21 protein-coding genes are annotated in these 16,477 nt (G+C 60.5%); 3 read left to right on the top strand and 18 right to left on the bottom strand.

The features are described from left to right. The first annotated feature begins 507 nt into the window (after window positions 1-507). The 3 genes from AC3FLX_RS29210 to AC3FLX_RS29200 are packed head-to-tail and all read left to right on the top strand — an operon-like array spanning window position 508 to window position 2,156. Window positions 508-1,119, top strand: coding sequence for a hypothetical protein (locus AC3FLX_RS29210; RefSeq protein WP_488700832.1), 612 nt, complete (start codon window positions 508-510; stop codon window positions 1,117-1,119). 23 nt (window positions 1,120-1,142) lie between these two features. Next, window positions 1,143-1,754, top strand: coding sequence for a hypothetical protein (locus tag AC3FLX_RS29205; protein ID WP_488700831.1), 612 nt, complete (start codon window positions 1,143-1,145; stop codon window positions 1,752-1,754). Between the two features lie 9 nt (window positions 1,755-1,763). After that, window positions 1,764-2,156 carry a bactofilin family protein gene (locus AC3FLX_RS29200; protein WP_488700830.1) on the top strand — a complete coding sequence of 131 codons (393 nt, stop codon included), beginning with the start codon at window positions 1,764-1,766 and terminating at the stop codon, window positions 2,154-2,156. Window positions 2,157-2,256: 100 nt separating this feature from the next. Here AC3FLX_RS29200 and AC3FLX_RS29195 read toward each other — a convergent pair whose 3' ends face one another. The 18 genes from AC3FLX_RS29195 to AC3FLX_RS29110 all read right to left on the bottom strand — a co-directional run bounded on the left by AC3FLX_RS29195 (window position 2,257) and on the right by AC3FLX_RS29110 (window position 16,300). Continuing rightward, on the bottom strand, window positions 2,257-2,796 hold the full coding sequence (locus AC3FLX_RS29195; RefSeq protein ID WP_488700829.1) for a hypothetical protein: 540 nt from the start codon (window positions 2,794-2,796) through the stop codon (window positions 2,257-2,259). 134 nt (window positions 2,797-2,930) lie between these two features. Further along, the gene (locus AC3FLX_RS29190) at window positions 2,931-3,902 is read right to left on the bottom strand and encodes a DUF932 domain-containing protein (RefSeq protein ID WP_488700828.1); all 972 of its coding nucleotides are present in this window, start codon (window positions 3,900-3,902) and stop codon (window positions 2,931-2,933) included. A gap of 459 nt (window positions 3,903-4,361) precedes the next feature. After that, window positions 4,362-5,912 (bottom strand): hypothetical protein, encoded by a 1,551-nt coding sequence (locus AC3FLX_RS29185; RefSeq protein ID WP_488700827.1) that lies wholly within the window; start codon window positions 5,910-5,912, stop codon window positions 4,362-4,364. 64 nt (window positions 5,913-5,976) lie between these two features. Further along, on the bottom strand, window positions 5,977-6,330 hold the full coding sequence (locus tag AC3FLX_RS29180; protein ID WP_488700826.1) for a hypothetical protein: 354 nt from the start codon (window positions 6,328-6,330) through the stop codon (window positions 5,977-5,979). Between the two features lie 164 nt (window positions 6,331-6,494). Continuing rightward, the gene (locus tag AC3FLX_RS29175) at window positions 6,495-6,764 is read right to left on the bottom strand and encodes a hypothetical protein (RefSeq protein ID WP_488700825.1); all 270 of its coding nucleotides are present in this window, start codon (window positions 6,762-6,764) and stop codon (window positions 6,495-6,497) included. 224 nt (window positions 6,765-6,988) lie between these two features. Continuing rightward, window positions 6,989-7,459: a beta clamp domain-containing protein gene (locus tag AC3FLX_RS29170; RefSeq protein WP_150982303.1), complete on the bottom strand. Its 471-nt coding sequence runs from the start codon at window positions 7,457-7,459 to the stop codon at window positions 6,989-6,991. Window positions 7,460-7,468: 9 nt separating this feature from the next. Then, complete coding sequence (locus AC3FLX_RS29165; protein WP_488700824.1) at window positions 7,469-7,852, bottom strand: hypothetical protein; 384 nt, start codon at window positions 7,850-7,852, stop codon at window positions 7,469-7,471. A 171-nt stretch (window positions 7,853-8,023) separates the two neighbouring features. Beyond that, entirely contained in the window at window positions 8,024-8,425 is a 402-nt protein-coding gene (locus tag AC3FLX_RS29160; protein WP_488700823.1) for a hypothetical protein, read from the bottom strand. An 86-nt stretch (window positions 8,426-8,511) separates the two neighbouring features. Further along, a complete protein-coding gene (locus AC3FLX_RS29155) occupies window positions 8,512-8,985 on the bottom strand; it encodes a glycine zipper 2TM domain-containing protein (protein ID WP_488700822.1) in 474 nt (157 codons plus the stop codon). Window positions 8,986-9,143: 158 nt separating this feature from the next. Next, window positions 9,144-9,482, bottom strand: coding sequence for a DUF3085 domain-containing protein (locus tag AC3FLX_RS29150; protein ID WP_488700821.1), 339 nt, complete (start codon window positions 9,480-9,482; stop codon window positions 9,144-9,146). Window positions 9,483-9,558: 76 nt separating this feature from the next. Continuing rightward, window positions 9,559-10,281: a hypothetical protein gene (locus tag AC3FLX_RS29145; RefSeq protein WP_488700820.1), complete on the bottom strand. Its 723-nt coding sequence runs from the start codon at window positions 10,279-10,281 to the stop codon at window positions 9,559-9,561. 189 nt (window positions 10,282-10,470) lie between these two features. Further along, window positions 10,471-11,274 (bottom strand): PRTRC system ThiF family protein, encoded by an 804-nt coding sequence (locus AC3FLX_RS29140; protein WP_488700819.1) that lies wholly within the window; start codon window positions 11,272-11,274, stop codon window positions 10,471-10,473. After that, window positions 11,271-11,912: a PRTRC system protein A gene (locus AC3FLX_RS29135; RefSeq protein ID WP_488700818.1), complete on the bottom strand. Its 642-nt coding sequence runs from the start codon at window positions 11,910-11,912 to the stop codon at window positions 11,271-11,273. The genes AC3FLX_RS29140 and AC3FLX_RS29135 overlap by 4 nt, the downstream gene beginning before the upstream one ends. 2 nt (window positions 11,913-11,914) lie before the next feature. After that, window positions 11,915-12,634: a PRTRC system protein B gene (locus AC3FLX_RS29130; protein ID WP_488700817.1), complete on the bottom strand. Its 720-nt coding sequence runs from the start codon at window positions 12,632-12,634 to the stop codon at window positions 11,915-11,917. Between the two features lie 11 nt (window positions 12,635-12,645). Further along, window positions 12,646-13,779 (bottom strand): PRTRC system protein F, encoded by a 1,134-nt coding sequence (locus tag AC3FLX_RS29125; RefSeq protein WP_488700816.1) that lies wholly within the window; start codon window positions 13,777-13,779, stop codon window positions 12,646-12,648. 90 nt (window positions 13,780-13,869) lie between these two features. After that, window positions 13,870-14,094, bottom strand: a complete 225-nt coding sequence (locus tag AC3FLX_RS29120; RefSeq protein WP_008645396.1) for a PRTRC system protein C — start codon at window positions 14,092-14,094, stop codon at window positions 13,870-13,872. Window positions 14,095-14,106: 12 nt separating this feature from the next. After that, on the bottom strand, window positions 14,107-14,553 hold the full coding sequence (locus AC3FLX_RS29115; protein WP_488700815.1) for a PRTRC system protein E: 447 nt from the start codon (window positions 14,551-14,553) through the stop codon (window positions 14,107-14,109). A 73-nt stretch (window positions 14,554-14,626) separates the two neighbouring features. After that, the gene (locus AC3FLX_RS29110; RefSeq protein ID WP_488700814.1) at window positions 14,627-16,300 is read right to left on the bottom strand and encodes a PRTRC system ParB family protein; all 1,674 of its coding nucleotides are present in this window, start codon (window positions 16,298-16,300) and stop codon (window positions 14,627-14,629) included. Between the last annotated feature and the right edge of the window lie 177 nt (window positions 16,301-16,477).

Genomic DNA, 16,477 nt, shown 5'->3' with positions numbered 1-16,477 from the left:
GCGCTGCTCTATGTTGAGGACGTAAAGTCGCCCTCGTGCAGCATGGTCACGCTGCACAACAACCCTTTTCGCGAACCCACAGGTTCGGCCGCAGGTTCACGGATCGGCTCGACGTCTGCCGTTCTGCCTAGGAGGGGCCTTTGAGAGAGCTCCACATGGTCCCAGGCTCGCACGGTGTCCAGCGTGCGCTCATGGAGAGGCACAGCGAGAACGCGTATTACGAGCTGATGAGGGGAAGTGTTCGGCGAAAACACTTAGCACAAAAAGTATCCACACTGGTAGCCAACCAGTCGGTGCGTGCGCTAAAGCACGACTTGAACAAAAAGATGGACTCGCGAGGGAGTCAGGATCGATGCGTCTGTGACGCTGGGTATGGAAAGCATTCTGACACAGTTCGATGCCAACGAAAGTCGGAAAGCTCAGCAATATCGTATAGCTTTCTCGGCTCGTCGACGCTCACTTGTGTCGGACAATCTCCTATGAGAGAGATCCACATAAGTATGGAAAATGGCCGAATCATCCGACCCAGAGGTTCTTAGCAGAGCCGGCGATACGCAGTCGCAAAGCTCCAACAATGAGAGCCCGGAAACTGTTCCTACGCAACGCATCGGCCCTAAGCCGATCAAACGCCTCCTCAGCGAGGACCGCGTATCCCGTATTGTTCCGGCCACCGATAGCGGTGCCGTGATCACGTACTGGACCGATTTCGTACGAGACTTTCTACGAAGCGACTACAACTTTTGCACCTCCAAGATGTCTGTGGCGAACAAGGGCAAGATCCTAGCGCTGGACGCTCGTTTCCGTGAAGCCAATGAATGGATGGATGCAAAACTGGCATGGTCTCGCGAACTTCGCCCGCGAAGCGTGAGCCTGGATCGCCACACACGAAACGTGTTGGTAACGCACTCGCTGGCGGGTCGATTGATCCGCCTGCTAAACCAGCATGATCTGCTCGTCGAAAACGTCTTGGGCGCGTATCTGGCCCTCAACATCAATGCCGAGGAAAAAGACGACGCATTGTTCGGCGCAGCGCGACATATCCGCGCGATTCACCGCCTATGCATCCCCGACAACGACCGGTTTTCCCGCGACGGAAAGCCCCTGGACGCCAGTCACTGAACCACATTTCTCCGAGCCCCGCGATGGATATCCAAGAGATTGCACGCCTGCACACCCGGTATAGCGAGCCGCCCCTGACAATTGAAATGCCAAGCCACGACCACGGGACGCCTGCCCTGGAGGAGCCTCTCGCAACGCCCACTGCAGGTGCGAATTCAATGTGGGGCAAACTCACGGAAACGCAGCGGCAAGTCATCGCTGTGCTCATCGTAGCGGCGATCGCCTTCCCCATTGGCATGTGGACGGCATCTGGTGCCAAGCATGACGTCTCCAGTACTGCGTCAAAGGAGGTGCGGACGACGGCGATTGCAGCGGAAGTCGGTTCTGCCAGCGCACCTGATGCGCAAAGTCGTGAATGGCCCCCGCGGATCGCCACGGCAAGCCTGGAGGTAGCCCCCAACGAAACTAAGCCGCTTCTCACCGCTCAGCAACCAGGTTCCGCGCCGGTTGCTGCACAAGTCCCTGCGTCCAATACGGCGTCCGTTGTGGCTGCACAGCCGCCAAGCAAGGCTCCCGTCAAGGATCCGGTGGCACCAGCGGCCACGCCAGGAAGAAGCATCTCCCCCGCACCATCCGTCGCCCAGCCGCCCCGCGCTCCCGAACCGCGCCTTACCAACGAAATCAAACTTTTCTGAGTGCTGACCATGACGACAGCCAACTTCAGCCTAATCCAGACGGGTCTCAGCATCCACGGAGACGTCGCGGCAGATCATGGCATCAGCTGCTTCGGACTAGTGGGAGGTGACTTGCGATCGTCGCACGGACTCGTGCATGTCGGATCCGAGGGTCTGATCCGCGGAACAGTTGAGGGTGACCACGTTCTCATCGACGGAACCGTAGAGGGCGACGTTGCCGCCCGCGTCTCCCTTCACATCAACGGTAAAGTCAAAGGCCGGATCGCCTATGCAGGCACGATCCGCCTGGGACCGAATGCTGCCCTCGAAGGCACGATCTCGCGAATTGCCGGTATTTCGTACGACGCGCCTGCAGCCGAGCGCGCAACCGTTGAGGTGCCTTCGGAAACCGCAAACGCGTGAGCATGCTCACCCTATTTCCGCAGTAAGCTCATATAAAACACCGCTGTTTCTGGACTGCGCAGATAAAAAATGGCCCGACGATTGGTTCGTCGGGCCATTTTCATGGTGCGTTCAGCGGATGCAAACTCACAATCTCTTCAATCGTGAATAAGCGCGGGAGAGTCAGCCAAGGTCCTCTTCGGCCCGAAGTATCTATGAATGCCACGATAGGCAGTCGCCCATCGATACGACACTCAAGCACCCGTATGCCACGAGAAGCGTCCGAGACGACATACCGGCGACCGTGGTGCAGCAAGAACGAGAGATGACTTTGACGCAGACTGATACCGTTAATGGCGCTCGCCGCCGGCAGGGCGATGCCGGTAAGCCAGTCGTCGAATCCTAAGCGCGTCCTGCCAGAACGGGCCTCGGCGCTCCACTCGTCTACGCGTCTGGCCAGCCCTTTTTGTGGCAGCTTATCGATGTCGATTTCCAAGGGATCGATGTTCAAGCGAACCTCCCTGGCCACCGCACGCCCCTTCCAGAACAAGGGCACCGACTCCCTACGCGAGTAGATCGATCGAGCAACAATGAGCGACACTGTTGTCAGCGCACCGACAATAGGCAAGCGTCTGAAGAATTCTTCGAAAAGGATTTGCATGGGCGACCAAAAAAAAATGCCCCGGACTTAGCCGGGGCAGATGCCTGAAAGGACCACTCCAGTACCAGACAACGGCACCAGAGCGAATCGCTTGAGGCATGGTTTAGTAGAAGGGCTCCAGACCGATCGAGGTCTTAGGCCATGTCAGCGGCAAGTTCGAGGGCCGCATCCCAAGCGCGCTGCTTGAGAATTGCGCCGGCACCGAACCACGCCGAATCCAGACGGTTACCCGGATTGCGTGCACGCTGCTGGTGATCGACATACTCGGTCACGCTGTTCACGAGTCCCCAGGCGGTGCCTGCGGCCGATTCCAACGTTGCACCACGGCCATTGCCTTCGAAGAGGTTGAGCACCGCCTTCAGGCCGCGCTCGTTCATCTTGGGATTGTCCGAAGGCTTGGCCGACGAGTACGTGAAGAGCCGCTGGAAGAACCGCTCAGTCTCGGCCTGGCTGACCTTGCGGTCCGCCAGCTCGTGCATGTTGGCCATGAAGCCATCCCAGGACGAAATAGCAATGCCAAGCTCTTCCTTCACAGCACGCGGATCAAACTGGCTACGGTGTGGCACCTTGACGGCACCACGGTTGCGTCCCAACGCGATCTGCAGCGTGTTGTTGCACACCACACGTACGGAGGTGAACTGCGCCGTGGTGGCCAGCGTGCCGTCGCAAGCCGTGGCCAGCAGCAGGTAGCCGCGGACCTCGTCACCGCCCTTGAGCGTGGCCGACTGTCCCGTGCGCGCGAGCGCCCAGAGCTTGCGGCCCTCCTTCAGCACCCCAGCCGTTTCCAGCTGGTATCCGCCCGCCTGAACAAGGTCCCGATAAAACTCCAAAATCTCAGCCGGTTGGACGACCTGGTACCGCTGCGAGACGGTCGACAGCGGCTTGCCGTTGTCGGAGCGGTACAGCACCTTCTGCTCAGGGAACGACTTGATCGGATCGAGGTCATGCGTGCCAACGCGGAACATCACGTCGGTCTCCTCGATGCGCCAGTTCATGCCTGCGGCTTCGGCCCAGACTTCGAGCGGCTGATGCTCGGCCAACCGGTTGCCCAGGCCGTGCCAAGGGGTTGCACCAGCGTACGCCATAGTTTGAACGAGATGGGACATGGGAATTGCTCCTAAAAATGGAATGACGCGAACGTGAGCCAGTGCTTTCGTTCGCCGATGGAATAAAGGGAATGGGAAAGAAGAGATCGACGGCCGGGCTGGAAGCACAGCCGCCAGAGAGACGCTCGCCATCACCGCCGGCGGTGATGAATGACAACGCGCCGCGGGGCTACAGCAAGGTAAGTTGCATGGGAATCGTGGAGATGCCCACGGAGCCGTCCCATCAGGGAGCGGTCCCTGTGGGCGGTTTCAAGAGATGACCGGCATGCCGGCGTTGGGGTCGATGCGTCGAAGACGCGGGTAAAACTCGGTTCGGACTGAACGGCTTTCAGTGCAAACAGAGCTCTGTCTGAATGGTCAGGCTATCGCGAAAGCACTGCAGTGCAGTCATCGAAAGCTCGGCATTTGGATAGCTGATTTGAGAAAATCCCCCTAGCCAAGGCGGCCAGGGGGTGCAAATCAAGCGATCGCCTCAGGGACGTTCTGCGTCAGGCGTGCACGCGCATATTCCAGCGTACCGTCCTTGGCGCGCAACGGCCGCGATATTCGCTTCACCGGATCGTGAATCCAGTAGCGCGTCACGCTACCCCGCCGCTCGTCGATAAGCTTCGAGAAGCCAGCAGTAATGCAGAAGTCGACATACTCGCGCCCGTTCATGGCCTGACCGGTTTCGATTCGGTAGGTCGTGCCCTCGGCGCGCGACTTCGCTTCGGCCACCGTGCTATCTGCACGCTTGCGCGCCTTGGCGATGACTTCCTGGGCCTCCCACTCCGTCTGCTCTGCGTCAGAGAATCCGCACAGCTCGAACAACCGCCGGCGCCGTTCTGCAGCCGTACATTGCAAGACATCGACACCGTGTTCCTCGCGCAGTGCGCGCTTGGATTCGGTGTTCCAGTCTTTTGGGCGGTCGAAGATCTGCAACACCGCCGCGACATTGCGCTCCATGACGGCCAGAGCGACCCGATTGGGCCACTCGTAGCCGTACGTGTCACGTTCGATTGTCGCTGCCCGTGTCCGCCGGTCAAACTCGCGCTGGCTGATGTTGAACGCTTTGCGATCGGCAGTGGCCCTTTCCATGGATGCTTGATACTGCCGCTGGCAAATCAGGGCGCGGATTCGCGCCGCCAGCTTTGTTGCTGGCTGGGCGTTCTCTCCCTCCAGAGGCTTGGGCGTTGGCATGGTCCGCGGCAGCAGGATGCCGGCCGCAAACAGCGCATCGTCGACGTGCACATAATGCCCGTCGCTCGGCACATCCCGTAGCGCGGCGATCAGCTTGCCGACGTTGTGCGTCGTGATCTCCAGCTTCTCGCCACGCATGGTCTGGCAGAGCGCTTGCAGCACGCTGGGCGACAAGGCGCCGCGCAGCGCCGGCACTTCGATCAACGGGCGCATCCAGAACTCAGAATGGGCATGGTGCGGATTGTCGCGATAGGTGTTAATGATGCATTCGCGCACCTTCTCGCCACGCATCAGCGCGTAGGCCACATGGACTTCGTGACGGCAGTTGGGACTCGCAGCGGGGTGGTACAGGGGGCCATTCGTGCCATAGCCAAACCGGCGGATGAACTCGCCGCAAACAAAGTCGGCAATGTCGAAAGGCCCCTGCTCCTCGAAGAGATCCACCGTCTGGAACAGCGGCCCAGCATCGTCCTTGGACATGTCGATGGCTTCAGCTGGAAAGTACGCCAGGCGACCGGCGGCCACCACTGCGCCCCACGCGGCCCGGCTCATCTCGTGCGGACGCAGGATCTTGCCGCCGACACGAACGATGAAGCGATCGACTTCATCGAGGATCATGGAAAGGATCGCCCGCCGGGTACCAGCCGGCCGCACCGCAAAATTGCCGCCGGCAAGGGGTTCGACAGGGATCACACCGCGTTCCACATGGCGCACTGAGATATCTTCGACTCGAGGGACGGCCTTGCCGTCGCGATCGTCATTCAGGTACTGCAGCACGCCGGCGAGCGTTGTGCGATGTTCGGCGCGCTGGCCGATGTAAATTACGTACATGAGAGGCTCCGATACGGAGCATGCCCCTTCGGGGACATGCCCCGAGAGGGTTGGAAGGGTTGGTTTATGCAGACACTGCCGCTTTCGCGACGTGGATTGTCTGTAGGAGATCAGTTGAAGTGATGCGCCAGACGGCACCGCGGGCGTTGCCTACGGCAAGCGTGCGAACCGGTTCGAAGCAATTCGAATCGAGCAGTGCAACCACAGTGGACATAGGCAAGCGCCACAGGCCGACAACCACCTCATCGTCCGCAAGCGCTTCGCTGGGGACGTTGCTGGTGAAGGTCTCGTAGAGATCGCTGGTCGTCGATTCGATCAGCGACAGCGCAGCGCGGTCGTTCACCGCATAGAGCTCCACTGCGATGCGTAACGTGCCAGGCGAACCGGCCAGGCCGGATCCGTCGATGGTGATGGGCATGGATATCTCCCATAGACCCACCGCCTTGCGGGATGGGCCCGCAAGGGTTGGAATTGAGAGAATCAGGCAGCGGCGCCGCGGCTCGCTACGACGCGCGCAGCAGCGACCTGCGAAAGCAGGTCGGCATCGACAACACGCCAAACATCGTATGAGGCGAAGGCAACCTAGCTCGGTCGACCGGTGCGCTCGAATTTGCCGCTCTCTAGCAGGGCCTCCTTGATGTCGGCTGGCAGGTTCCAATCGGCCGAAACAAGGATCTCGTCATGTACCAGTTCGATCTCGGGGACATTCACCGTCAACGACCCGTACGGCGCACCATCGTCCGCACAAACAAGCTTGAACGCCGGACGAAGGCCTTGTGCATAAAGACTGGTCTGCAGTATGACGCCTGCGGGATAGCTGGACAGGCCAGCGCCGTAAATGATTGCGTCCATCGGGATACTCCTTTGGGTGGGGAGCCGCCCCGACGGGACGACGCCCGTGTGGGTGAGGAAAAGAAAAACGCACCCGAAGGTGCGCTTAAGCGATGAGCCGACGAATCGGCTCCTGAGAAGGGATTGGCTTCAGTCCTTGTGGACACGACGACCGTTGCGGTCTGCCCAAAGCAAGAACGCGGAAATCGCGCCAGTCAGGACGAGAAGTGCGACACCGAACATGGTTAATCTCCTTTTGAAAGGACTGCGCCTACGACGAATAATACCGCACCGCATAGGAAAAAACAGAAGATCTCCCATGCTGCGTGCAGGGACCAGGCGGGCATCGACTTGATGTAGCCCGCGAGCCCGATAAGGGCAGCCGCCGACAGCGTATGCGCGAACCGGCCATACTGCTGGCGCTGGTCCTTATGTGGCTCCGTAATGGCCCGCCAGGCTTGATGCCAGAAGCCGTCTCGCCGACGGGAGTCGGTTTCCAGCTTGTAGCGGTCGGCATCCTGATGCGACAGCGGATACCTATACCCGTTGTCGTGCGCCACGATTTCGAAACCTTCGCCAGCGTTTCTGGCGCGATCGATAGAGACCGAGAAGCGCGCCGGCAGGGTGACAATGCCTTTGCCCCGGTCAATTTGTGCTTTTCCTGACACCTCCTCGCCGGAGGTGGCCGAAAACGTCACTTTGATGAGCGTCGACATACTTGCCCCTTAACTGCGCCGGCCGGCCGCCACGCGTAGCGTAGCAACCAGGTTTGCGTAGCCCTGATCGCTGGCCAGCGAATCAACGCTGACTGCGTTGTCACGGCCACCGGTGAGGTCATTGCGACCGCGGCATGTCCGGTAGGACATGAGCACGCCACCCTCTGCGCCAGCAGGATGCTGGATCTCGATTAGCAACGAGTCGGTATGCAACGCGAACACGTCGACGTCGCGACGTCGTTGGCGATGCTCACGGATGGTGTACTCGCGTGGGCTGAGCGCCATGTCGCCGGCAAATCGACGGAGAACACGGCAAGCGTCGCGGCGAATTGTCTGGCAGGCAGCGGAATTGGTCGGTTGGTGCCGACGGATAAAGGATTTGGGAAGTTTCACGGATGTCTTCGATAAGGACGGGACATCCCTTCCCTACGGGACGAGTGTCCCAGCTGGGTTGGTGGTCCGGGCGATGCCGGACAGGGGTCGATGCGTCTGTGACGCGGGTAAAAGCGACTTGCCGAAGCCTCGGGGCTTGGGCAAGCCCTCTCGGGCCTGCACGCTGCGATGTCAGGTGACATCGAGCAATTTGCTGATCGCGCGAACGACATCCCAACCATGCTGTTGGGACAACGTCTTGCCGATCAGAAGCTTCTGCAGGGCTGTTGTGCGGTCTGGGGCCTCACCGGCATAGCCAATGTGGTCGACATAGACGATCCAGCCTTCACAGTTCCCTCGCTGCAGATATACCGCGAGACGATCGCGTGCACCGAGTTGCGGCCACGGCCGATCTGGCTTTGGGCCAAACAGTGCTTCGTTGCCATCCCCAGGGAAGTTGGCACAGTCAAGCCATTCCGGTTCCAGCTCGGTACTGCGAAGGGTCGCCGCGATTTGGTCAACTACCTCTGCGATCGACTTGCCCTCGGTGAGGACGGGAGAGAATTTCGGGGGTGCGTCTGCCACGGGCGGCATAAATAGCTCCGATGGACGCAGGGAGCCCCGCACGGGGACTCCGTGCGGGGAAGGAAAAGAGATTTGGGGATCCGACTGGAACCCGATTAGCGCGTCAGACGGTAACCGCCACCAGACGCCACGAGATAGAGCTGCTGTCCCGTGACAAACTGCTGGTCGGCATCCTGCGTGACGGCGATCTGGCTGCCATTCTCCTTGCGGACAATGACCTCCAGGCCGTTGCGGCGATTCATGCGACTGGCCACAGCTTGCGCGGCAACAGCCGACACCGTGCCGGACATCGCGCCGGCAACGTAACGTCCATTGCCGCCGCCAATGACACGGGCACCGAGCAAACCACCGACAACCGCCCCAACGACTCCAGGGATGCCGCTATTGGCCGACATGTAGCCATCACTATCGACGATCGTGACTTCACGGACACGGACAACAGTGACGACTTCCACGGACCCGGTGCGCAGCGCTTCCGAACTGCGATAAGCATTCGGAGACGTCTGCTGGACAGCGCAGCCGGTGAACATGACCGAGCAAAGGAAAAGCGAAACGATACGCTTGAACATGATGGCCTCAATGAAAATAGGGCCAACATGCCCACGGGCAGGAAGGCCCGTAGGTGGGAGAAGAAAAAAGCTGTCCGGCTATAAAACCGGAAGTGTCGATGCGTCTGAGACGCGGTAGGTGCAGAAATATTAACAGCGACTTTGCCTGGCAGCAACCGTTAGCAAAGAGCATCCAGTCGGATGGTTCTCGGAGTGACCGTGATGCGTACCTTCCGCGTGGCAGGGTTCTCCATCGCTTTGCGCAGGTCGACCAACTGCAAATGCGCGCAGAAGTCATCGCCATCGAGGCTGTGTCGTGCGGTCTCGTCGAAGTCTGCGTTCTGCGTCGGGTCGCAGCCCTTGAAGTAGAAGAGACACCGCGTGTCTGGCGTGGCGCCGCTGCTGTACCCAACATAGCCGTCGTGGTCCTTCGCGATGACAAACTGGCTCGAGCCAGCGGCATCGCAAAAGGCGACGATCGATGCGACTTGGCTACGTGACAGGATAATTTGAGGCATGAACGCGCTCCTATAAGTTGGCGGAGCCCCCCCTGCGGGATGTGCCCCGAAATGGGTGAAGAATGGGTAGTACAGGTCAGGCGCCGCCGACTTCGCGGGCCAGCTGGTCCAGCATCGCCTCGATGACGTGCTCGCGGCGAGCTTGTCGGGGCAGTGCATTGAATGCATCGCCATCAGCGAGATGCGTCAGCGCGTCGACAACGGGCATCCATTCGCCGGACTGCACGGCAATGCGAACCGCTCCCGGCAAAGGAAGCCGCTGGCTCGCAATGGCGAGCACGGCATCGAACCTGGACAGATCCAGCCGCTGGCAGCATTCCAGACGTTGTTCGATGTAGCCGGACAACAGGAAGGACGCATACGCACACAGCGCTACGTGATCTCCGTCCGCCAATGCCTGCATCCATGTGAGTGCCGCCGGGCGGACCATCACATGCAATGACTGCCCGTGGACAGCAGGTACGGTATCTTGACGCGCCAACTGCCAGCCCCAACCGAAGCCAACGGCGTAGAGATCCACAAGCTTTCCGTCCACGATGTGAGGCTCGGCATCGAACCAATCGGTGCGGCTCCCTTCGACGTGCCGGACCGCATTGCGCGACTCATCGAAGGTCAGGTCCGGCAACAATTCGCACAGGCGCTGTACATCAACACGTCCGAACATCGGATAGGTCAGTGCATGCCAGGGCTTGCCGTTCCAGTAAGCGGCGGCGACAACGCCATTAGGCAGCCAGGGGCCCGTCACGAAGATGCGACGGAACGGCGAATGCGCCGGGACTTGAAGAGTGGAATTGCTCATGAAGTGCTCCGAGGAATATGGAGCACTCCGCCAGGGCAAGTGCCCCAACGGGATGAAACGAGTGTGTGGCCACGTGCCACGGGTCGATGCGCCAGAGGCGCGAGGTGTGGAGCAATAGTAGCAGCCAGGCCAACAGTGCCGCAACGGCTGCACAAAGAAAAAAGCCACTCCCTTTTTGGGAGTGGCTGTTCAAACGGATTGTCGCGGTTTGCGTTTAGCACGGACTTTGGTCGCACCCGGCTTATAGCCGAAGCGCTCCCAGGCAACCGGATCCAGTGGCAGCGGGCTGGTGCGCCCTGTTGCCAAATTTACAAATGCGCCGCAGTACTGCAGCGTCCCAGTTCGAAACAGCGTCCACAGCAGGTTGTACGCCTGCACTGCAATCACCGGATTGATCACCAGTGATTGCTTCTGCAGCGCCTCGGCCATCGAGCATGACGGTGCGGTGTCGGCCTTGTCCCCTTTTGGGTCCAGCAGCTCCGGAAACAGGTCTCCCACATGGGGAAGCCGTTCCGCGGCTTGGCCACCGACCTGTCCCAGGATCACCTGCCCACTGTCCGACTCGTTGCCGCAGTCGAGATAGTAGCCACCCTCGCCACGTTGCATCGCGTCGAGGATCGCCTTGCGGGCGTTCCGCGTGTCGACGCAGCCGATCACCAGGTCGCAATCAAAGCGATCGTCATTCCCAATCCGACGTATCTCGGCGTCCCAGCGCGTACCCATCAGGTTGTTCAGACGATTAACAATCAGCGTCGCTTTGGGCTGGCCCACATCAACCGGGTAGAACCCCTGGCGGCCGACGTTGGTCTCGCTGACGGTGTCGTCATCGTAGACCGTGCAGTCGATACCACCGGGGTGTCCTAGCTCCAGCATGGCGTGATGCAGCCGCGCGAGGTTAGGTAGCAAGACGCTGCCGGTACCGCCAGCGCCCACGACCGCTACTTGCCAAGCGCGTGTGGTCATCTCAGCGGGGATGCGATGTACGAAGGTCATGCCAGCAGCTCCTCTCGCACCGCGTCATGCCATTCACTCGGAACTTTCTCTACGTTCTCAAAAATTCCCTTGGCACACAGACGCAGGGCCAGCGACGGACTAGCAGCGTCGCAGTTGCCCATCACGAATGCGAACTTCACGTCGTGCTGGTCATCGGCATTGTCCGTCGGGGAGAACCCCGCGGTATGGCGACCATGCGAATGGCAGTCGACCACCAGAACCTCGTCTTCCGCCAGTGCCGGACGATCGTACTTCAGATGACCGCCGCTATGATCCAGAATCCGCACAGGAACCAGCCGGAATGCCGCGGTTGCGGCATTCCAGACTACCCACCCGCCCGTTTCCTTGGGGTGCGCAGCGCGCGCCATCATGGCGAACTCACCGATCAGCTCGGGGGGGACGCGACCGCAGTGCAGCTCGGTGGCTTCCGCTACCTCGCCATAGGGAATCGCCGTTCGGTACTGGAATGCACCGAGACGACGGACCACGCGCAGCCAGGGGCGCACGATTTCAAGGAAGACACCGTTGGCAGCAATGAGCAGGCGCTCACCGGGCCGCTCCATCGAGGCCAGCGCGCCGAAGCGCGGGACCATCACGGAGGGAAAAGACTGCTGCAGGGCAGCGTCAGCAGGATGCATGGTTACTTCTCCTGTTTGCCGGCGATCAGATCGGCCAGCGTGGATTTCATGGGAACGAGGACTTGCTTCGGAAAGTCAGGAAACTGACCGTCCAGCATGTCCTTCCAGAAGGCATAGGCGCCGCGCTTGTACTTGACGCGCTTGCCGCCGTGATTGGGATGGGTGAACGCTGAGTTGAAGAACCCGTCTTCCCAGCCCTTAATCGAGGCCACGTCGATCTGCTTTGGCACATGGGCCGAGCCAATGCAGATCTTCCCGTGGTCCCACGTGTTGAAGTAAGGCGGCTCGAACAACGCGCTTTCCGGTACCGGGCGCTCCTCCCCTTGCAGGGCGAAGACCTTGAAGCCGGATTGCGACGCCTGGAAGACCAACGCGGGGTGCGAAACAACGGCGCTTCGCTCCCCAAGCTCTTTGCACTTGAAGAACACACGCCTGCGGGCTGCAGGACACCACCACGTCACCGCGCTGGGACTGATGGAGAGCACGTTGGGCGTCAGGAACTCGCCCTTGGGAAGGGCATGCTCTGCGACCTCGCGAACTGCGTGGATCAGTGCCATACGGTTCAGTGGCACCCCAGCGCCGAGCACCGGACGCCCGGAGGCTTCCGGCTCGATGCGATGAGCGGTGGCGTAGGAAAACTGACCTGACGCTTGCCCATAAAGCAAAATGGCCCCCTGGAGGGCCACTTCATGCGACCGCGACGCGGTCAGGATTGCGGCCATGAGGCCTCCTTTCAAATAAAATGTTCAAGAACCCGATCCAGCAGTGCGATCAGCTTGAGGGTCTCGTGAAGAGCGCTGTACTGGGCCCGGATGGCCTTGGCCTTGTCGGCCAGGGGAATGAAACACTGGAAATACGTGGCATAGCCGCCGTTGTTGGCACATTCGAAGTGATCGTCGAGCACTTCGCCAACATAGTCGCTGCGCTGGTAGGCAATTGTCGCAGCGGAGTACGCCGGTTCGGCCCACTGTGCATTGCGCATGAGGGATGCATCTCCCATGCGCACCAACGCCAGATCCAGGTCCGCCAGTGCGCTGCACAGGCCGCCGCGCCAGTCATCCTGGCCCAGGCGTGCGAGTTGTCGCAGCTTCCGGCGGCTCAGTAACGTGAACGGCCAGTCAGACTGGACCCACTGCCACTTTGGAAGTACCTCATCAGGCGCGATTGCGGCCCGCACCACAGACGGCAGATATCGATCGATGTCGGGATCGTCGTCGCCAAACCGCTCCTTGAGGTGCTCTCGCGCCTCGTCGTCATCGGTCAGCGTTTCGTAGTCCCAATGCCACCGACCAAACATGTCGAGCAAATCATCAGGTGTGCGAACGTGAAGCGACTTGCCAGCCGCCGCCCGGATCAGATGGAACGTCATGTACACCAGCGACGGATCGAGTTGACGCAACGCGTCAGCACGCTCTGTGTTGAGCGTGTAGACGGTTTCCTCTTCCAGCCGGATCCCGAGATACAGCGACGAGCGCTCCTGTATGTCAAAGCCGAAATCGGATAGTTCTACGTCGACGGCAGCCTGATCAACTAGGGCGAAGTCAAAACTGAGCACCTTCGTCGTAGGAACGCGCGTGGCAAGCCACGCATAGAATGCCTGAGCGAAGGCATCGCCAGCACCAGACGCGTTCGAGACGTGGCTGGCCTTCAGCACGCCGGCCTTGAACTGCGCGAAGACGAGGTCCTTTACGTCCACTTCATCCCCGAAGGTCAGAAGCGCACGGCTGGGGGTTGCCTCCGGGATGGCAGGCAGCGTCAGAAAATCATGGGCAGGTCGACGTTTGGCAACGGGATGCTGTCGCGTAGGCGTCCATGCGGGTTGTCCTGCATCGACCGCTGAAACAAACGACCGAGGGTCGAACAACATTGTTGAGTCTCCTCAGAATGTAAAAAAACCGCCCTCTCGGGCGGCTTCGTAGCGGAAGCAAACTGGTCGGAGGCCAGCGCTTTCATCAGGTCAGACTTGCGCATACGCGCCCTTGGCGCCAGCGGCGCGGACGAACGTGTAGCGTGCGATACCGCCCTTCACTTCCGGGCCGTCCACCGCGGCGGTCGTCAGCTCGGGGTACTGGGCGGAGTAGACATCGCGCACCTGGTCGGGCGAGAACTGCGGGCCCACATCAGGCAACGTCATGCCGTTGTAGGAAAACTCACGGGTAAGCTGCGTGACTTCGAGTGCCATTGCGGTTCTCCTTTACAGCAGGGAAGAGAGGTCGGTACCAGTGGAAGCCGGTGCGCTTGCGTCGGCCTTCGCCTTCGGTTGCGCGCCGGCACCGCTCTCCGATTCGTCATCGTCACCGGCATCGCTGGTGGCGTCGGACGTCGACGGGAACGCGGCCTTGGCAAGCGCCTTCGTCGCCTTGGACGATTGCGTGGACTTGGCTGCATCGAGAATCGACTTCGTTGCCTCTGCCTGCTCGGCAAGCGAGCGATGCGATTCGGTCACGCTGGTGACGGCCGCCGCGAAGTCGGCATCCAATTCCGCCGGCGTAGCCGACAGCATCAGAGGCCTGGTCAGTGCCGGGTCCGCAGCGTCCTTGATGACGGGCATCACAACGACGGACATCGCGTCGCCTTGCATCGTCAGCGTAAGAACAACCTTGTCGCTCGCGCGAACGAGCGGAACCAATTCAGTGAACATGGTGAAACCTCTTGGGGAATGAAATGACAGAGGGCGCCGACTGGCGCCCTCTGCAGATGGATAGGTGAACGGATTAGTAGCCCAGAACCTTGGGCACCTTGCCGGTGTAGTCGAAGCCGTCAACCGCTAGCAGGCCGGCGATGACTTCGGGCTTCGATTTGTTGAACAGCTTGGCGAAACCATCGCCCAGCACCTTGCGGATACCCAGCTCGTCCGCGAGAACCTTCATCTCGGACTTGGTGAGCATTTCCAAAAAGTCCTGCGCTTGCTGGAGGTTCCAGTGGGCGCGCAGGTCCAGCTTGTGATACCGGCACAGTTCGCGGAGATTGCCCACTTCCACGCCATCGATGGCAGCCACGGTCAGGCCGATCGTCAGTTGCTGTCGCTTCTGCTCATCCAACGCGTGGATGGCGGTCAGGCAACCCTGCAGCGAGGACGACGACTTCTGCTCGGTCAGCTTCTCGAAGAATTTGCCCATCACGTCGCCTGCGATGTTGCGCGCCAGCCCGTTCAGTGCAATCGACAGGAGGTACGAGTTCGCCTGGTCGGCGTTCTGCGCAACTTCCTTGCGCAGTGCCTTGCGCCAGAGCGCGGTGCGGTAGTTCTTCACCTTCTCGCTCTCGCTGATCGACGTTACGGGCTTTTCGGCCGCGGTAGAGGACTGTTCGCCCTTCTTCGCAGGCGCCGCCTTGCCACCTGCTGCCGGTTTGGCCGCGGGCGCCTTGGTGGCATCCTTCTCGGCTTTGATACGCGCGGCAACCTTTTGCTGGTTGCAGACGGTATCGAAGCACTGGCCGCTGTAGACCTTGCCCATCGAATCGGGCAGGCCACTGACGGCGGCGCCGAAGCTCTGGCAAGCGTGACAGGCCTTCGCCTGTTCATCGCCAACGCCAGTCGGGCCTTCGACCTTCAACTGGATCCGGGTATGGTTGTCACCCGGCTTGATGATGCGCACGATGGGATACTCGTCCTTCAGCCCATAGGCAATGCCTTCGAGCTTCTTGCTGAGCTTCCCGTCGTAGCACGCACGGTTGGTGCAATTGCCGGTAGCGATGGCCTCGCTGAACATCTCCGTTTGCAACGAGGAGTTGTGCGGGCATGCCGCGCACTCGGTCTTGTCGAAGATGGCGGCCTCGAGACTGCACGCGGCCGCCTCGATCGTCTTCTTCAATTCTGCAATGGGCTTCTTCTCGCTGATGATGACCGGCAGGAGCTTGTCCTGCTTGTCCTTGCCGAGCGTGGCCAGCAGTTCGGCGTGACCGAGCTGGATGGTACGGGTATTGAGCGCATCCAGAACGGATTCACTGCAGTTCATCAACGCCAGGCGCTTGTCGAGCGTCGAGCGCGACCAGCCAAGCTGGCGGGCCGCTTCGTCGCGGTCGCCCTGCAGCTGGCCAACAATCAGGGCGGCTTGCACGGCCTCCTCGGAAGGCGCCATGTCGGCACGCTGGATGTTTTCAATCAGCGCCTTACGGTCGGCTTCCGCATCGGTCATCACCTGGATATTGACAGGGATTTGATAACCATCGCCGTGGGCAGCCAAAGCGGCGCGGTAGCGGCGTTCGCCGGCTACGAGTTCGTACGCGCGGCCAGCCTCATCGTCCTCGATGGGCCGAATGAGAATGGGCTGGATGATGCCGTCCAGGCGAACGGATTCGGTCAGTTCAGCCATCTGGCCAGGATCGAAGTACTTCCGCGGATTGCGGCCAGGACGGATGCTGCCAATAACGACGGTAGGGTTTTGCATTGTGGGTTCTCGCAGGAATGGGGAACCCGTTGCCGCACCGGGAACATGGTTCCCGATGGGATGGAAGGATGGACTACCAGGCTATGCTGGGCGGCCAACGTACTGCAGAAGTGGCACCTTGCGGTGCGGAGTCGATGCGTCTGGGACGCGGTAGGTGGGCAGAGAATACCCAAAAAT

It is taken from the genome of Cupriavidus sp. 291-E7 (genome assembly GCF_057798835.1).
Note: the sequence above shows the minus strand (reverse complement) of the source record. Positions and strands in the feature narration are given on the sequence as shown.

Bases quoted from the DNA above. Each gene is read 5' to 3' on its own strand.
- AC3FLX_RS29155 (WP_488700822.1), bottom strand. From the start codon at position 8,985: ATGTTCAAGCGTATCGTTTCGCTTTTCCTTTGCTCGGTCATGTTCACC.
- AC3FLX_RS29200 (WP_488700830.1), top strand. From the start codon at position 1,764: ATGACGACAGCCAACTTCAGCCTAATCCAGACGGGTCTCAGCATCCAC.
- AC3FLX_RS29185 (WP_488700827.1), bottom strand. From the start codon at position 5,912: ATGTACGTAATTTACATCGGCCAGCGCGCCGAACATCGCACAACGCTC.
- AC3FLX_RS29135 (WP_488700818.1), bottom strand. From the start codon at position 11,912: ATGCATCCTGCTGACGCTGCCCTGCAGCAGTCTTTTCCCTCCGTGATG.
- AC3FLX_RS29190 (WP_488700828.1), bottom strand. From the start codon at position 3,902: ATGTCCCATCTCGTTCAAACTATGGCGTACGCTGGTGCAACCCCTTGG.
- AC3FLX_RS29120 (WP_008645396.1), bottom strand. From the start codon at position 14,094: ATGGCACTCGAAGTCACGCAGCTTACCCGTGAGTTTTCCTACAACGGC.
- AC3FLX_RS29130 (WP_488700817.1), bottom strand. From the start codon at position 12,634: ATGGCCGCAATCCTGACCGCGTCGCGGTCGCATGAAGTGGCCCTCCAG.
- AC3FLX_RS29145 (WP_488700820.1), bottom strand. From the start codon at position 10,281: ATGAGCAATTCCACTCTTCAAGTCCCGGCGCATTCGCCGTTCCGTCGC.
- AC3FLX_RS29115 (WP_488700815.1), bottom strand. From the start codon at position 14,553: ATGTTCACTGAATTGGTTCCGCTCGTTCGCGCGAGCGACAAGGTTGTT.
- AC3FLX_RS29195 (WP_488700829.1), bottom strand. From the start codon at position 2,796: ATGCAAATCCTTTTCGAAGAATTCTTCAGACGCTTGCCTATTGTCGGT.
- AC3FLX_RS29110 (WP_488700814.1), bottom strand. From the start codon at position 16,300: ATGCAAAACCCTACCGTCGTTATTGGCAGCATCCGTCCTGGCCGCAAT.
- AC3FLX_RS29205 (WP_488700831.1), top strand. From the start codon at position 1,143: ATGGATATCCAAGAGATTGCACGCCTGCACACCCGGTATAGCGAGCCG.
- AC3FLX_RS29150 (WP_488700821.1), bottom strand. From the start codon at position 9,482: ATGCCTCAAATTATCCTGTCACGTAGCCAAGTCGCATCGATCGTCGCC.
- AC3FLX_RS29160 (WP_488700823.1), bottom strand. From the start codon at position 8,425: ATGCCGCCCGTGGCAGACGCACCCCCGAAATTCTCTCCCGTCCTCACC.
- AC3FLX_RS29210 (WP_488700832.1), top strand. From the start codon at position 508: ATGGCCGAATCATCCGACCCAGAGGTTCTTAGCAGAGCCGGCGATACG.
- AC3FLX_RS29125 (WP_488700816.1), bottom strand. From the start codon at position 13,779: ATGTTGTTCGACCCTCGGTCGTTTGTTTCAGCGGTCGATGCAGGACAA.
- AC3FLX_RS29140 (WP_488700819.1), bottom strand. From the start codon at position 11,274: ATGACCTTCGTACATCGCATCCCCGCTGAGATGACCACACGCGCTTGG.
- AC3FLX_RS29180 (WP_488700826.1), bottom strand. From the start codon at position 6,330: ATGCCCATCACCATCGACGGATCCGGCCTGGCCGGTTCGCCTGGCACG.
- AC3FLX_RS29175 (WP_488700825.1), bottom strand. From the start codon at position 6,764: ATGGACGCAATCATTTACGGCGCTGGCCTGTCCAGCTATCCCGCAGGC.
- AC3FLX_RS29170 (WP_150982303.1), bottom strand. From the start codon at position 7,459: ATGTCGACGCTCATCAAAGTGACGTTTTCGGCCACCTCCGGCGAGGAG.